Source organism: Methyloversatilis discipulorum (assembly GCF_018780585.1).
Taxonomy (GTDB): domain Bacteria; phylum Pseudomonadota; class Gammaproteobacteria; order Burkholderiales; family Rhodocyclaceae; genus Methyloversatilis; species Methyloversatilis discipulorum_B.
The window spans coordinates 1-14,452 of sequence record NZ_JADMJL010000040.1; the positions used below are offsets into that span (position 1 = coordinate 1).

The following is a 14,452-nucleotide window of genomic DNA, read 5'->3' on the forward strand; positions in this document are numbered from 1 at the left end:
ACAAGCTATTCCTACGCTTGCCAGGGCAGAACATACAAGCGAGCTTGATCGCGATTGAACGCTCTCCACCTTGACAGAAAACCCGGCGCCGATCGGCAACCCGGCATGCCCGCCGACTAATCCGGACTCAGGCCCGGTGGCCGCTGGTGCAGGGGCATCACATGGACCAGCGCGGGGTCCAGACGCAGTGCCAGCCGGTCGCCGCTGCCGATGCGGCGGCGCTGCGGCCCGGCCAGCGTGATGCGCAGACTGATCTGCGGATTGCGTTCCAGCGTCAGCGATGCCAGCGTGATCTCGCCAAGGTGGCGGGCCTCGCTCACCGTCGCCTCCAGTTCCTGCCCGCTGCCGTCCGCGCCGAGCAGGATGCCGTCACCCGGCACCACCCAGTTCACCGGCTGGCCCGGCTTGATCTTTCCCTTGTCGCGCACCTCAAGCAGCATGTCGCCGCTGTCACCGCCCGCCGCCGACACCCATTTCAGCAGGCCCCAGCCCGCCCGGCCCGACGGCCCCACCCAGACCCCCTGGAAACGGTTGTGCATGCCCACGAGGTCGGCCACGCGCGCGTTGCGCGGTGCGCGGTGGATGTGTTCGGGCGGCCCCTCCTGCAGCACGGTGCCGGCGTCCATCACCACCAGGCGGTCGGCCAGCAGACGCGCTTCGTTCAGATCGTGCGTCACCAGCAGGATGGGAATGTCGAGATCGCTGCGCAGATCGGCCAGCAAGCGGTAGAGCCCCTGCCGGCTCATCTGGTCGACTGCGGAAAACGGTTCGTCGAGCAGCAGCAGCTTCGGTTCGCGAGCGAGCGCACGCGCCACCGCCACGCGCTGCTGCTGGCCGCCGGACAAGGCGGCGGGTCGCCGCTGCTGCTGTTCGCGCGACAGGTGGACGTGGTCGAGCCAGCGCCGCGCCTGCGTGGCGCGCTCGCCCGGCGGCAGGTGCAGCATGGCCAGTGCGACGTTGTCGACCGCACTGAGGTGCGGCATCAGTGCGTAGTTCTGGAACACCAGACCGACGTGGCGACGCTGCGGCGGCAGAAAGACGCCCTGCTCGCTGTCGCACCACAGCTGCGCGCCGACCTCGATGCGACCGCGCTGCGGCCGCATCAGTCCGGCCAGCACGCGCAGCATCGACGTCTTGCCGGCACCCGACGGGCCGACCAGCGCCAGCAGTTCGCCGGCCGCGCAGTCGAAGCGACCGTACAGCGGCATCGGCTCGGTCTGGGCGATATCGACCCGCAGTGCGCGGGCAGCGCGTTGATCGCCGTTCATCGCCGGGCCGCCAGTCTGGCCGACGCGAAGAAGGACGCCGCCACCGCACCGAGCGACAGCGCCAGCAACAGCAGCGCCATGCGGTCGGCACCGGCGAGGTCGAAGGACTGCACGCGGTCGTATATCGCGATCGCCACCGTCTTGGTCTCGCCGGGAATGCTGCCGCCCATCATCAGCACCACGCCGAACTCGCCCAGCGTGTGCACGAAGGTGAGCACCATGGCGGACAGGATGCCCGGCCAGGCCAGCGGCAGTTCGACCCGCCAGAAGGTCTGCCAGCCACTCAACCCGCAGACCGCGGCGGCTTCGGCGAGGTTCTCCGGTATGGCTTCGAAGGCACGCTGCACCGGCTGCACGATGAATGGAATGTTGAACACCAGCGAGGCGATCAGCAGGCCGGCGAAATTGAAGGTCATCCGGACGTCGAAGGTGTCGAGCATCCAGGCGCCGAAAGGCGAGCCGGCGCCGAGCGACACCAGCAGGTAGTAGCCCAGCACCGTGGGCGGCAGCACCAGCGGCAGCACGACGAAAGCTTCGATCCAGGCCTTAGCGGAAAAGCGCGTGCGCGCAAGCCAGCGCGCCGTGAGCACGCCGGGCGGCAGCAGCACGAGCAGCGTGACCGCCGCCAGTTCGATCGACAGCGAGAAAGCCTGCCAGTCCATGACCTGTCCTTCCTTCACTCGCCGGGCATCGCGAAGCCGTGACGGCGCATGATGTCCTGCGCCGCCGGCGTGGCGAGATAGTCGTAGAAGGCACGTGCAGCGGGCGGCGCGCCGCGCAGCAGCACCATCCGTTGCGCCAGCCGGCGGTGCCAGTTCTCCGGGATCAGCGCGAATTCGCCGAGCGCGCTCACCTGCGGCGACTTCGCCAGCGACAGCGCGATGATGCCGCCCTGGGTCGCGCCCGAGGTCGCGAACTGGGCCGCCTGCGAAATGTTCTCGCCCAGCACCAGCCGCGGTTCGATGTCGGCCCACACGCCGGCGTGCTGCAGCGCTTCCTTCGCCCGGGCGCCGTAGGGTGCGTGTTCGGGGTTGGCGATGGCGAACTTCTTCAGCCGCCCGTCGCGCAGCGCCTGCGCCAGATCCCGCAGTTCGCCGTCGGCCTTCAACGATGACCCGCGCGGCACGATCAGACCGATGCGGCCGTAGGCGTAGAGCCGCCCGCGGTCCTGCGTCAGGCCTTGATCGGCCAGCCGGAACACGAAATCCTCGTCGGCCGACATGAACAGGTGGAAGGGCGCGCCCTGCCGGATCTGCGAAAAGAAGTTGCCGGACGAACCGAAAACCAGACGCATCCGCTGGCCGGTTTCGCGTTCGAAGCGGGCCGCCACCTCGTCGATCGCGAACTTCAGGTCGGACGCCGCGGCGACCGTCGGCGGCTCGGCGCTCCGCACCGGCGCTGTCAGCGAAAACGCGAGCACACACAGCAGCGCGATGCGTTGGATCAGGCAGACAGCTCTCATGAACGGCGCGCCTCCGGTCGACTCGATATATATCCGTATGGATATCGCGCGGTGAGTATAACGAGTATCGTGCTCGATGCATTTCCCTCCGTCTTCGATCCGCGATGAACACCAAGGCAGCGCCCGCCACCCTCGAACACAGCACCCGGTTTCGCGTGCAGATCAAGCACGCGGTGGCGATCGGTCCGGGCAAGGCCGACGTACTCGAAGGCATCGCGACGACCGGCTCGCTGGCCGAAACCGGTCGCCGGCTGGGCATGAGCTATCAGCGCATCTGGTCACTGGTCGACGCGATGAACAAGGACTTCGTCGAGCCGCTGGTGACCAAGCAGCGCGGCGGCTCGGCCGGCGGTGGCGCCCGGCTGACCGCCACCGGAGAGCAGGTGCTGGCGCTCTACCGGGCGATCGAAGAGGACGCCCGCCTCGCCGCCTCGCGCCGCCTGCCCGAACTGCTGGCACTGATCCGGCCCGATGCCGGGACGGATTCTGTGGAAGGGGTCCTCTGACCCCGACGGCAGCCTGTATCAAGACCTGCAGACTGCTGAGGCTGCGTCGCGGCCAAGGCCGCTCCCACAACGGTTTCGCCTGACCGGCGGTCCAGACCTGCGCAAGGGTTCTGTGGGAGGGGTCTTCTGACCCCGACCGCAGCCTGCATCGAAGCCTGCGAACTGCAGCGGCCCTGTCGCGGCCAGGGCCGCTCCCACGGGAATCGCGCTTAATTCAAGGCCGGAGCCCGCGCGGGGGTCCTGTGGGAGGGGTCTCGACCCGACAGCAGCCTGAATCGAAGCCTGCGGACTGCAGCGGCCCTGTCGCGGCCAAGGCCGCTCCCACGGGAATTGCGCCTAATTCGAGGCTAGAGCCCGAGCGGGGGGCCTGTGGGAGGGGTCTTGACCCCGACAGCAGCCTGAAGCGAAGCCAGCGGACTGCAGCGGCCGCGTCGCGGCCAGGGCCGCATCGTCGAATGAGGACCCGTTGCCGGGACTACCGGGCGTTATCCGCAAGGCCGTCGAGTATCGGGCAGTCCGGTCGGCCGTCGCCGTGGCAGCAGCGGGCAAGTTCCGCCAGTGTGCGTTTCATTGCCGTCATTTCGGCGATGCGCCGGTCGAGGTCGGCGATGTGCGCCTCGGCGATGCGTTTCACGTCGCCGCTGGCGCGGTCCGGTTTCTGCCACAAGGCCAGCAGATCGGCGATTTCCGTCATCGAGAATCCGAGGTCGCGCGCGCGGCGGATGAAGCGCAGCGTGTGCACCTCGCGATCACCATACTGCCGGTAACCTGCTTCGGTCCGCGCCACCTGCGGCAGCAGGCCGAGCGACTCGTAATGCCGCACCATCTTGGCCGACACGCCGGAACGTGCGGCCGCCTCACCGATGTTCATCGCGCACCTCTTCGGGTTTCCAGCGCCGCAGCAGCAGCGCGTTGCTGACCACGCTGAAGCTGGAGAAAGCCATCGCCGCGCCGGCGATCACCGGATTCAGCATGCCGGCGGCGGCCAGCGGAATGCCGACCACGTTGTAGGCGAAGGCCCAGAACAGGTTCTGCCGGATCTTCGCCCAGGTGCGCCGGGAAATATCGAGCGCGTCGGCCACGCGCGCCGGGTCGCCCTGCATCAGCGTGATGCCGGCGGCGTGCATCGCCACGTCGGTGCCGGTGGACATGGCGATACCGACGTCGGCGGCGGCCAGCGCGGGCGCGTCATTGATGCCGTCGCCCACCATGGCGACCACCGCCCCGCCCTGCTTCAGTTCGGCCACGACTTCGGCCTTGTGCTCGGGCAGCACTTCGGCGCGCACGTCGGTCATGCCCAATTGCGCAGCCACCGCCGCCGCGGCACCCCGGTTGTCGCCACTGACCAGCACGGTACGAACGCCGGCTGCCTGAAGGCGGCTCACCGCTCCCGCCGCCGACGCCTTCAGCGTGTCGCCGAAAGCGAGCAGTCCGATCAGGCGCGGCGCACTCGTCAGGTCGGCCAGCCAGGACACGGTGCGCCCCTCGGCCTGCAGTTGCGCGGCGCGAGCCGCGAGCGGCGACAGATCGACGCCCAGTTCTTCCATGAAACGCGAACTGCCCAGCTTCAGCGCGCGGCCGTCGACGGTCGCTTCGATGCCGCGCCCTGCGACCGCCGCCAGTTCGTTCGCCGGCAATACCGTCACGCCTTCGCGCACCGCAGCCGTGCTGACTGCGCGCGCCAGCGGGTGCTCGCTGCCGGCCTGCAGGGCAGCGGCCAGCGCGAGCAGCTCGCCGGGCGCACCGACCGCCGGCTCGAACGCGACCAGTTCCGGTCGTCCTTCAGTCAACGTGCCGGTCTTGTCGAAGGCGACCACCGACACGCGGTGCGCGATTTCCAGCGCCTCGGCGTCCTTGATCAGGATGCCGTGCCGCGCCGCGGCGCCGGTGCCCACCATGATGGCAGTCGGCGTGGCCAGCCCGAGCGCGCACGGGCAGGCGATCACCATGACCGCGACCGCATTCAGCAGCGCCGTTTCGACACCGGCACCAGCGATCATCCAGCCGCCGAAGGTGAGCACGGCGAGCGCGATCACCACCGGTACGAACACCGCGCTGACCTGGTCGACCAGGCGCTGTATCGGTGCCTTCTTGGCCTGCGCGCTCTCGACCAGCCGCACGATGCGCGCCAGCACGGTTTCGGCGCCGATGGCCCGCGTGCGCACCACCAACCGGCCCTCACCGTTGACCGCACCACCGGTCACACGGTCGCCCACCTGCTTGGCGACCGGCAGGCTCTCGCCGGTGATCAGCGATTCGTCCACCTGGCTGGCGCCATCGACGATGTCGCCGTCCACCGGCACCCGTTCGCCCGGGCGGATGACCACCTCGTCGTCGAGCACGACCTGCGCCAGCGGCAGTTCGACCTCTACACCGTCGCGGCGTACCCGCGCGGTGTCCGGACGCAGCGCGTTGAGCGCGCGGATGGCGTCGGTGGTCTGCCGCTTGGCGCGGGTTTCCAGCCATTTGCCGAGCAGCACCAGCGTGATCACCACTGCCGACGCCTCGAAATACAGATGCGGCATCGCACCCGGGCTGGCGGTGAGCCACAGCCAGACGCTCAGGCCCCAGGCGGCAGAGGTGCCGAGCGCGACCAGCAGGTCCATGTTTCCGCTGCCGGCGCGCAGCGCCTTCCAGCCGGCGACATAGAAGCGGGCGCCGAGCCAGAACTGCACCGGTGTCGCGAGCAGAAACTGAAGCCCGCCGGGCAGCATCCAGTGCGCGCCCCACAGCATGCCCACCATGGGCAGTGCCAGCGGCAGCGACAGCGCAACCGCCAGCGCCACCGGCCACCATTCGGGCAGCGCACCGCGAGGTTCGGCCTCGGGCGCGGCCGCCGGCAGCGTTGCACGATAGCCGGCGCGCTCGACCGCCGCCTGGAGCGCGCCGAGATTGTCGGCGGCACTGACGATGTCCGCGGTTTCGGTCGCCAGATTGACGCTGACCGACAGCACGCCCGGCACCTTGTTCAGCGCCTTCTCGACCCGCGCCACGCAGGACGCGCAGGTCATGCCTTCGATGTTCAGCCGCAGTGCCTGCGGCCTCAGTACGTAGCCGGCCTTGTCGACCGCTGCCTGCAGCGCGGCGGCATCGACCGAGGCGTCGGCCTCGACGGTCGCACGTTCGGTCGCCAGATTGACGCTGGCGGACACCACGCCGGGCGTGCGCGCCAAGGCCTTTTCGACCCGGGTCGAGCAGGAGGCGCAGGTCATGCCATCGACGCCGAATTCCCAGCGAGTGAGCGGGCCCGCACCGGCGGGCAGATCGGACGTGTTCATCGGACAATCCTCTATCGGGAGAACGGACCCAGTGTCGACCTTCCCATGATGGCAAGGTCAAGCGGAAAATTCAGCCGCCGACGCCGGCGATCCCGAAACGAAATGAAAGCGACAAGACGCTTGACCTTCCCATCGTGGCAAGGTCCATCATCCTCCCATCCCAACCCGACAGCGGAGCCCCGCCATGAGCACGACCATCGAATTCACCGTCCCCGACATGACCTGCGGTCACTGCGCCGGCCGCATCAGGGCGCTGGTCGCCAGCATCGACGACAGCGCGAAGGTCGACATCGACCTGCCGACCCACCGCGTGCGCATCGACTCGACCGTCGACGCGGAAACCCTGCGCAGCGCGCTGACCGAGGCGGACTACCCGCCGGCGTAATCCGGTCTTTGCTGCAGGCCGCAATCGCGAGCAAGCTCGCTCCCACAAAAGCCCGGCCGGGCGGCGTCAGCGATAGCTGCGATAGACGCTCGCGTTGCCATCCGCCTGCACCAGCAGCACGTCGTACGGATCCTTGCGGCCCTTGTACTCGGGACCGTCCATGCCCGGCGAGCCGACCGGCATCGCCGGTACCGCCAGGCCGAGCGCCTTCGGTTTTTCCTTCAGCATCCTGTGCACCTCGCTCGCCGGCACGTGGCCTTCGAGCAGATAGCCGTCGACCCGCGCGGTGTGGCAGGAAGCGAACCTCGCCGGCATGCCCAGCCGTGCGCGCGCTTCGTTGTTGCCGGTCTCATACACCTTAACCGCGAAGCCGTTCGCTTCCAGATGAACCACCCAGTCCTTGCAGCAGCCGCAGGTCGGGCTCTTCCAGACTTCGACCAGCGGCTTCGGCGCCGCCATCAGCGTGGCGGCGCGCGGCAGCAGGGCCGCGGTGGCGAGCGCGCCGATCAGCGCGCGACGTGTCGTGTTCATGTGACATCCTTTCTCGACAAGAGCCGGGCCGCCCGAAGTTGTCTTTCTCCCAGGGAGCAGACAGGGCAAGGCCCGGCACAGGGGTTCATCAATGCTCGTGCGCGCCGCCGGCCGGCTTGCGCACCTGCACTTCGATATCCTGCGACTGCGCACGCGGCATGCTCGACGCACCGTGATCATGGCCGCTCGGCGACGGCGGTGCCGCAGGCGCCTCGCCGACCTCGTGCGCGACGGTGCCCGGCGGATGGCGGAACCAGCCGGGGTCGGTGTAGTCGCCCGGCTTCTGTTCGCGCCTCACCTTGAATACCGAGAACATGCCGCCCATCTCGACCGAGCCGAAAGGACCGTCGCCCGTCATCATCGGTGCGGTGTTCTCGGGCAGCGGCATCTTCATGTCGGCCATGTCGCCCATGCCACGTTCGCCCATCGTCATGTAGCCCGGCACGAGCTTCGATATGCGTTCGGCCAGCCCGTCATGATCGACGCCGATTAGATTGGGCACGTCGTGGCCCATTGCGTTCATCGTGTGGTGACTCTTGTGGCAGTGGAAGGCCCAGTCGCCCTCTTCGTCGGCGATGAACTCGATCTGCCGCATCTGGCCGACGCCGATGTCCACCGTCACCTCGGGCCAGCGTGCCGACTTCGGCACAGGGCCTCCGTCGGTGCCGGTGACCTCGAATTCGTGGCCGTGGATGTGCATCGGGTGATTGGTCATCGTCAGATTGCCGATGCGCAGACGCACGCGGTCGTTCTTGCGCGCGACGAGTGGCGCGATGCCGGGGAAGATGCGGCTGTTCCACGACCACAGGTTGAAATCCAGCATCGTCATCGTCTTCGGCGTGTAGCTGCCGGGATCGATGTCGTAAGCATTGAGCAGGAACACGTAGTCGCGATCGACCGTCGCGATCTGCGGGTGGCGGCCCTTGGGGTGGGTGACCCAGAAACCCATCATGCCCATCGCCATCTGCGTCATTTCGTCGGCGTGCGGGTGGTACATGAAGGTGCCGGGACGGCGCGCGACGAATTCGTAGACGAAGGTCTTGCCCGGCGGAATCGCCGGCTGGGTCAGGCCACTCACGCCATCCATGCCGTTGGGCAGGCGCTGGCCGTGCCAATGCACGCTGGTGCGCTCGGGCAGCTTGTTGGTCACGAAGATGCGTACGCGGTCGCCCTCGACCACCTCAATGGTCGGGCCCGGCGACTGGCAGTTGTAGCCCCACAGGTGTGCCTTGAAACCGGGCGCCATTTCGCGCACCACCGGCTCGGCCACCAGGTGGAATTCCTTGACGCCGTCCTTCATGCGCCAGGGCAGCGTCCAGCCATTCAGCGTGACGACAGGGTTGTAGGGGCGTCCGTTTGCCGGCAGCAAGGGGCCGCGCGTGTCGGGCGAGGTTTCGATCACCGGCTCGGGAATGGCGGCCAGTGCGACGCGGCTGACCGTGGCCGCGGCCACGGCCGCACCGGCCACGCCTGCATTGCGGAAAAAATCTCTGCGGGAAGTCATGGGTGGAATCCTGTTCAGTGCGCCGCGTCGGCTGCCGTGGCAATGGCGGCGCCGGGCGGCGGCGCCAGATCGGGGCGGCCGACCAGCGCCATGTCGAGATCGGCCCAGGCGATCCAGAAATCGCGCAGCGCCTCGATGTAGCCATTCACGCCGGCCACCTGCGCGCGCGCATCGGCCAGCAGTTCGAACACGCCGATCAGCATGCCGTTGTAGCGCAGCAGGTTTTCGTCGGAAATGCGCTTGCGCAGCGGCACCACCTCGTCGCGGTAATGGCGCGCGATGTCGAAGGCCGTGCGATAGCCGGCGTACGCTTCGCGCACCTCCGACCGTGCATTGACCGCCGCTTCGGCGGCCCGCTCGACCGACTGCATGTAGATGGCCTCGGCCCGCGCGACGCGCGAGCTGCCCCAGTCGAACAGCGGCAGTTCGAAGCTGATCTCGTAACCCTTCTTGTAGGACTCGCTGCGCCGCCCCTCGAGTACGCGCGCGGGGCCAACCTCCAGCACGTCGATGAAGCGCGTGGTCTTCGTCAGCCCGAGGTTGCGCGCGGTCGCTTCGGCGTCGAGCTTCGCAATCTGCAGGTCGATGCGCGAGCCCATCGCCTGACGCTCGATGTCCGGTGCGTCGAGGGCCGCCGCCGGCAGTTCGGGCAGGCGGTCGGGCAGGCGGAAGGCGGTCTGTTCGCCCCACAGACCCATCAGCCGCGTCAGCCGTTCGCGCGCCGCAGTGTGCGCCTGCTGCGCGCGCGCCAGATTCAGCGCCGCATCGGCGTGGAAGCCCTGCTCGCGCGCCTGTGCCAGCGCGCTGTAGTTGCCGGCAGCGCGCATGCGCCGGGCAAGCTCGGCACCGGCGTCGGCAGCCTCCATCACCTGTTCCATGTAGCGCAGCGTCTCGCCGGCGGCCACCGCCTGTACCCAGGCGCGGCGCACGTCGGCCGCCAGCCGCAGCACCTGCAGCGATACCGCGCGCTGCGACTGTTCGAATACGCGGCGATTCACCTCGACCGCCTGCGGCATCGTCAGCAGCGAAAAGATGTTGAAGGTGAGCGCCTGCTCGATCTTGTAGTCGCGCACGCCGTTCTCGCGCTTGCTGGCGTGGAACATCGAGAAGGTCGGATTGGGCAGGCGGCCGGCGCGCACCACTTCTGCCTCGCGGATGCCCAGTTCGTGAAAACCCGCCTGCAGTCCACGATTGTTCAGCAGCGCGATCTGTACGGCGTCGTCGGCCGACAGCGGCTGCGCCAGCAGTTCGGCAACGCGGTCGGCAACCGCCTTGCGGTCCTCGTCGCTGCGCGCCCATCGGACCTCCTTGCCCAGCTTGTCGCGTGCGGTCTGTTCGACCGTGCCGAAACCGCCGTCCGGACTGAAGCTCGCGCAACCGGCCAGCAGCGCAACCGCCGCCGCCAGCGGCACGAGCCTGAACCGGCCACTATCAGTGCTTGTGCGCATCGCCGCCCTCCTTGCTGTCGTGATGGCAGCGGTGTCCGTGGCCCGACTTCATCGCCGCGGAATCGCCGCCGTGCTGGTGTCCTGACCGATGCGCGTCATGCATCCGGCCGTGCATCTGCTCGTGCATCGACGCGTGGTGAGCGGCGTGGTGCGGACAGTGATGCGGCTTCGCGTCGCCGCCGGCAGCGCCGTGATCGTGCTTGGCTGCTCCACCTGCAGGCGTGCCGGCACCGTGGCCGGCGTGCGCGTCGGCGGCAGCCGGTGCGCCATGATCATGGCCGGCATGCGGCTCAGGCGACGCGGCGGCAGCGCCGCCGTCCTTGTGTCCAGGCGCATGCGCGTCATGCATGGGGCCATGCATGTGACCGTGCATCTGTCCGTGGTGGCCCGCATGCGGATCGGTGGCCGCTTGCGCCCCGTGATCGTGGCCGGCATGCGGGTCAGGCGGCGCGGACGTCGTGCTGCCGTGATCGTGCGCGTGGCTGTCGGCCTGACGGCCGACCGCGTCGTTGGCTTCCCGCCAGTTGCCGACAGCGCCTGCGCTACCGGCGCGGTAGGTGTCGAACACCGAGCGGTGATCGAGTGACCGCGTGGGTGCAGCCGGATCCGTCGGATCGGCCGCCCAGGCGGACGTGGTGACGAACGCTGCGGCAAGCAGCATCCGGATGGAAAGATGGACCATGAATACCTCGCGAAAGACAGGTGTATCGACTTCCGCCCACCGTGGACGGATTTCGGGTGTCAGGCGAGGTCGTGTCTGGGCGGGCGTTCGGTGCCTTCGGTGATGAATGCCGGAGGTATTACGGGCGCCGGCAGCGGACGCAGGTGCGTCGAAAAATCGCCGGGCAGCCGCAGCGCGGACGGCATCAGGGCGCCACCGATGCAGCAGGCGGCACAGGCGCTGCAGGCGTGCTTGCCATGGGAAGGTGTCGAAACGGGGTCATGATCACCGCCCTGGTGATGCGCGTGCGCGGCCGCATCATCGTGCAGGGTGACAGTGGTCTGCAATCCGTGATGCGACGGCGCGCAACTGATCATCGCCGCCGCGGCAAAGCCTTGCAGGGGCAATGCCAGCAGCAGCAAGAAGGTCAGCAGGAGGCGGGTCGCGGAACGCATGGGGACTAGGATATCAGCGCATCGACGAAGTTCGCATGACACCAGTCAAGTCGTGCTCGGGTCCACCGTCCAGCGCCGGGCAACCGCACCCTGGCCGTTCACGCTTTCCAGATGCACCGGGAAGCCCCACAGCCGGGCGACATGCTTGAGCACTTCGTAGGCGCCGTCGTGCAGCGGCCGGTTGTTGTGCTGTGTGTGCCGCAGCATCAGAGAACGGTCGCCGCGCAGGTTCACGCTCCACACCTGGATATTCGGTTCGCGCGAGCCGAGATCGTACTGCCGCGACATCGCTTCGCGCAGGTTGCGGTAGCCCGACTCGTCGTGAATGGCCGATACCTCCAGCGTCGGCTCGGTATCGTCGTCGGTGATGGCGAACAGGCGGAAGGCCCGCATCACGCGCGGCGACAGGTACTGGCCGATGAAGCTTTCGTCCTTGAAGTTGCGCATCGCGTGGTCCAGCGTTTCCAGCCAGCTGCTGCCCGCCATGTCCGGGAACCACAGGCGGTCCTCCTCGGTGGGCGCCTCGCAGATGCGCTTGATGTCGGTGTACATCGCGAAGCCCAGCGCGTACGGGTTCATGCCGCTGTAAGCGGGGTGGCCGACCGGCGGCTGGTAGACGACGTTGGTGTGCGACTTCAGACACTCGATCATGATGCCGTCGTCGAGGAAGCCGTCGTCGTACATCGTGTTCAGCAGGTGGTGGTGCCAGAAGGTGGCCCAGCCCTCATTCATGACCTGGGTCTGGCGCTGCGGATAGAAGTACTGCGCCACCTTGCGCACGATGCGCACGATTTCGCGCTGCCACGGTTCGAGCAGCGGCGCATTCTTCTCGATGAAGTAGAGCAGGTTTTCCTGCGGTTCGGCCGGGAAGCGCGGCGCTTCCTTTTCCGCCTCGTCGCGGCCCAGTTTCGGCGGCAGCGTGCGCCAGATCTCGTTCACCTGCTGCTGCGCGTAGGCCTCGCGGTCCTTGGCGCGCGCCAGTTCCTGCGTCAGGCTGAGCTTGCTCGGCCGACGGTAGCGGTCGACGCCGTAGTTCATCAGCGCGTGGCAGCTGTCGAGCAGCAGTTCGACGGCGTCGATGCCGTGCCGCTCCTCGCAGGCCGCGACGTAGTTCTTCGCATAGACCAGGTAGTCGATGATGGACGATGCGTCGGTCCACATCCGGAACAGGTAGTTGCCCTTGAAGAAGCTGTTGTGGCCGTAGGCGGCGTGCGCGATCACCAGCGCCTGCATCGCCATCGTGTTCTCCTCCATCAGGTAGCTGATGCAGGGATTGCTGTTGATCACGATCTCGTAGGCCAGACCCATCTGGCCGCGCCGGTAGTTCTTCTCGGTGGCGATGAACTCCTTGCCGTAGCTCCAGTGCCGGTAGTTCACCGGCATGCCTACGCTGGCGTAGGCGTCCATCATCTGTTCGGCGGTGATGATCTCGAGCTGGTTCGGATAGGTGTCGAGCCCGAAGCGCTGCGCGGTGGCGCGGATCACGTCGTGGTACTGCTCGATCAGTTCGAAGGTCCAGTCGCTGGGCGCCGGCAACCGGGCGGTCGGGCGTTCCTTCAGCGGCAGCGGTGCGCTCAGCGGCGCCGGATGACGACGCCCGCCGTATTCGCCCGGCGAGGCCGCGCGACCGTTGTTGCGGCGGTCGTAGGTATCGCTCATTTCGCGGCTCCTTCCTTCTTGAACAGGTCGCGGAACACCGGATAGATCTGGTCGACCTCGGCCGCCTTGCGGATGGCGAAGTTCTCGCTCTCCATCGCGAGATCCGAGTACTCGTGCCACAGGTTCTGTTCCTGCTCGACCACCTGGATGTAGGCGAAGTAGCGCACCAGCGGCAGGATCTTCTGTTCGAGGATTTCGCGGCAGCGCGGACTGTCGTCGTGCCAGTTGTCGCCATCGCTGGCCTGCGCACCGTAGATGTTCCACTCGCCCCGCGGGTAGCGCGCCTGGATGATGTCCTCCATCAGTACCAGCGCGCTCGACACCACGGTGCCACCGGTTTCGGTGGCATGGAAGAAGTCGTGCTCGCTCACCTCCTGCGCCTGCGTGTGATGGCGGATGAACACGATTTCGATCTTCTCGTAGTGCCGGGTCAGGAACAGGTAGAGCAGGATGAAGAAGCGCTTGGCCAGATCCTTGCGCGCCTCGTCCATCGAGCCCGACACGTCCATCAGGCAGAACATGACCGCCTTCGCGGTCGGCACCGGCGTGCGCACGCGGCTGCGGTAGCGCAGGTCTATCGGGTCGAGATAGGGAATGCGGTCGATGCGCGAACGCAGCGCGGCAATATCGGCTTCGATCTGTTCGATCTCGTGCAGCCGCGCCGGCGTGCCCGGCTGCGCGCGCAGGTCTTCGAGCAGCGCTTCGAGCCGGTGCAGTTCGCGCCGCGATTCGCTGCCGAGCGCGATGCGCCGGCCGATCGCCCCGCGCATCGAGCGCACGACGTGCAGGTTGTTCGGCGTGCCGTCGCTGGAGAAACCGGCACGATGGGTCTTGTACTCCGGCGTCTCGGCCAGTGTGGTACGGATCAGGTTGGGCAGCGCCAGGTCGTCGAAGAAGACCTGCATGAACTCTTCCTTGGTGAGGTGGAAGACGAAATCGTCCTCACCCTCGCCGGAATCGCTGGCGTTGCCCGAACCTGCCCCGCCGCCACCGCCACCCTTGGGCCGCTCGATGCGGTCGCCACGGACGAAATCCCTGTTGCCCGGGTGCACCATTTCACGGGAGCCGCCCTGACCGTGGCCGAACACCGGTTCGCTGATGTCGCGCTTCGGGATGTGGATGTCCTCACCCTGCGCGATGTCGCGGATGCCGCGCCCCTCGACCGCCCGCCGCACCGCCTCGCGGATCTGCTCCTTGTGGCGGCGCAGGAAGCGCTCGCGGTTGCCGATGGACTTGTTCTTGCCGGCCAGTCTGCGATCGATGATCTGCTGCAAGATGTGTCCCCTTCCCGCCGG

Annotated in this window: 14 protein-coding genes; 2 read left to right on the plus strand and 12 right to left on the minus strand. The window is 67.7% G+C overall.

Annotated elements, in window-relative coordinates:
• Window positions 1-116: 116 nt before the first annotated feature.
• Genes IV112_RS16700 through modA form a run of 3 tightly spaced genes read right to left on the minus strand, consistent with a single transcriptional unit; the run spans window position 117 to window position 2,730 of the window.
• Entirely contained in the window at window positions 117-1,268 is a 1,152-nt protein-coding gene (locus tag IV112_RS16700) for an ABC transporter ATP-binding protein (RefSeq protein WP_304005331.1), read from the minus strand.
• A complete protein-coding gene (modB, locus tag IV112_RS16705; RefSeq protein ID WP_304005333.1) occupies window positions 1,265-1,930 on the minus strand; it encodes a molybdate ABC transporter permease subunit in 666 nt (221 codons plus the stop codon). The genes IV112_RS16700 and modB overlap by 4 nt, the downstream gene beginning before the upstream one ends.
• A 14-nt stretch (window positions 1,931-1,944) precedes the next feature.
• Window positions 1,945-2,730 (minus strand): molybdate ABC transporter substrate-binding protein, encoded by a 786-nt coding sequence (modA, locus tag IV112_RS16710; protein ID WP_304005335.1) that lies wholly within the window; start codon window positions 2,728-2,730, stop codon window positions 1,945-1,947.
• A 104-nt stretch (window positions 2,731-2,834) separates the two neighbouring features.
• Here modA and IV112_RS16715 point away from each other — a divergent pair, with 104 nt between their 5' ends.
• Window positions 2,835-3,236, plus strand: coding sequence for a winged helix-turn-helix domain-containing protein (locus IV112_RS16715; protein ID WP_304005338.1), 402 nt, complete (start codon window positions 2,835-2,837; stop codon window positions 3,234-3,236).
• A gap of 475 nt (window positions 3,237-3,711) precedes the next feature.
• Here IV112_RS16715 and cueR read toward each other — a convergent pair whose 3' ends face one another.
• Together cueR and IV112_RS16725 are read right to left on the minus strand one after the other, a co-directional pair.
• Complete coding sequence (gene cueR, locus IV112_RS16720) at window positions 3,712-4,107, minus strand: Cu(I)-responsive transcriptional regulator (protein ID WP_304005341.1); 396 nt, start codon at window positions 4,105-4,107, stop codon at window positions 3,712-3,714.
• Window positions 4,094-6,514: a heavy metal translocating P-type ATPase gene (locus tag IV112_RS16725; protein ID WP_304005343.1), complete on the minus strand. Its 2,421-nt coding sequence runs from the start codon at window positions 6,512-6,514 to the stop codon at window positions 4,094-4,096. Before IV112_RS16725 ends, cueR begins: the two co-directional genes overlap by 14 nt.
• 184 nt (window positions 6,515-6,698) lie before the next feature.
• Between IV112_RS16725 and IV112_RS16730 the strand changes: the two genes are divergently transcribed.
• Window positions 6,699-6,899: a heavy-metal-associated domain-containing protein gene (locus tag IV112_RS16730; protein ID WP_304005346.1), complete on the plus strand. Its 201-nt coding sequence runs from the start codon at window positions 6,699-6,701 to the stop codon at window positions 6,897-6,899.
• 66 nt (window positions 6,900-6,965) lie between these two features.
• Here the strand turns inward: IV112_RS16730 and IV112_RS16735 are convergent, their stop codons facing one another.
• The 7 genes from IV112_RS16735 to IV112_RS16765 form a co-directional block, all read right to left on the minus strand.
• Entirely contained in the window at window positions 6,966-7,430 is a 465-nt protein-coding gene (locus IV112_RS16735; RefSeq protein ID WP_304005349.1) for a DUF411 domain-containing protein, read from the minus strand.
• An 88-nt stretch (window positions 7,431-7,518) separates the two neighbouring features.
• The gene (locus IV112_RS16740; RefSeq protein WP_304005350.1) at window positions 7,519-8,934 is read right to left on the minus strand and encodes a multicopper oxidase family protein; all 1,416 of its coding nucleotides are present in this window, start codon (window positions 8,932-8,934) and stop codon (window positions 7,519-7,521) included.
• 14 nt (window positions 8,935-8,948) lie between these two features.
• The gene (locus IV112_RS16745) at window positions 8,949-10,382 is read right to left on the minus strand and encodes a TolC family protein (RefSeq protein WP_304005351.1); all 1,434 of its coding nucleotides are present in this window, start codon (window positions 10,380-10,382) and stop codon (window positions 8,949-8,951) included.
• Window positions 10,366-11,064 (minus strand): hypothetical protein, encoded by a 699-nt coding sequence (locus tag IV112_RS16750; RefSeq protein ID WP_304005353.1) that lies wholly within the window; start codon window positions 11,062-11,064, stop codon window positions 10,366-10,368. The genes IV112_RS16745 and IV112_RS16750 overlap by 17 nt, the downstream gene beginning before the upstream one ends.
• Window positions 11,065-11,123: 59 nt before the next feature.
• Window positions 11,124-11,498, minus strand: coding sequence for a hypothetical protein (locus IV112_RS16755; protein WP_304005355.1), 375 nt, complete (start codon window positions 11,496-11,498; stop codon window positions 11,124-11,126).
• A 45-nt stretch (window positions 11,499-11,543) separates the two neighbouring features.
• On the minus strand, window positions 11,544-13,157 hold the full coding sequence (locus tag IV112_RS16760) for a SpoVR family protein (RefSeq protein ID WP_304005358.1): 1,614 nt from the start codon (window positions 13,155-13,157) through the stop codon (window positions 11,544-11,546).
• Window positions 13,154-14,431, minus strand: coding sequence for a YeaH/YhbH family protein (locus IV112_RS16765; RefSeq protein ID WP_304005360.1), 1,278 nt, complete (start codon window positions 14,429-14,431; stop codon window positions 13,154-13,156). The genes IV112_RS16760 and IV112_RS16765 overlap by 4 nt, the downstream gene beginning before the upstream one ends.
• Window positions 14,432-14,452: the final 21 nt, after the last annotated feature.

Excerpts from the sequence above, each read along its gene's own strand:
- IV112_RS16730 (WP_304005346.1), top strand. The coding sequence starts at position 6,699 with ATGAGCACGACCATCGAATTCACCGTCCCCGACATGACCTGCGGTCAC.
- IV112_RS16715 (WP_304005338.1), top strand. The coding sequence starts at position 2,835 with ATGAACACCAAGGCAGCGCCCGCCACCCTCGAACACAGCACCCGGTTT.
- IV112_RS16725 (WP_304005343.1), bottom strand. The coding sequence starts at position 6,514 with ATGAACACGTCCGATCTGCCCGCCGGTGCGGGCCCGCTCACTCGCTGG.
- IV112_RS16755 (WP_304005355.1), bottom strand. The coding sequence starts at position 11,498 with ATGCGTTCCGCGACCCGCCTCCTGCTGACCTTCTTGCTGCTGCTGGCA.
- IV112_RS16700 (WP_304005331.1), bottom strand. The coding sequence starts at position 1,268 with ATGAACGGCGATCAACGCGCTGCCCGCGCACTGCGGGTCGATATCGCC.
- IV112_RS16735 (WP_304005349.1), bottom strand. The coding sequence starts at position 7,430 with ATGAACACGACACGTCGCGCGCTGATCGGCGCGCTCGCCACCGCGGCC.
- modA (WP_304005335.1), bottom strand. The coding sequence starts at position 2,730 with ATGAGAGCTGTCTGCCTGATCCAACGCATCGCGCTGCTGTGTGTGCTC.
- modB (WP_304005333.1), bottom strand. The coding sequence starts at position 1,930 with ATGGACTGGCAGGCTTTCTCGCTGTCGATCGAACTGGCGGCGGTCACG.
- IV112_RS16740 (WP_304005350.1), bottom strand. The coding sequence starts at position 8,934 with ATGACTTCCCGCAGAGATTTTTTCCGCAATGCAGGCGTGGCCGGTGCG.
- IV112_RS16745 (WP_304005351.1), bottom strand. The coding sequence starts at position 10,382 with ATGCGCACAAGCACTGATAGTGGCCGGTTCAGGCTCGTGCCGCTGGCG.
- IV112_RS16750 (WP_304005353.1), bottom strand. The coding sequence starts at position 11,064 with ATGGTCCATCTTTCCATCCGGATGCTGCTTGCCGCAGCGTTCGTCACC.
- IV112_RS16760 (WP_304005358.1), bottom strand. The coding sequence starts at position 13,157 with ATGAGCGATACCTACGACCGCCGCAACAACGGTCGCGCGGCCTCGCCG.
- cueR (WP_304005341.1), bottom strand. The coding sequence starts at position 4,107 with ATGAACATCGGTGAGGCGGCCGCACGTTCCGGCGTGTCGGCCAAGATG.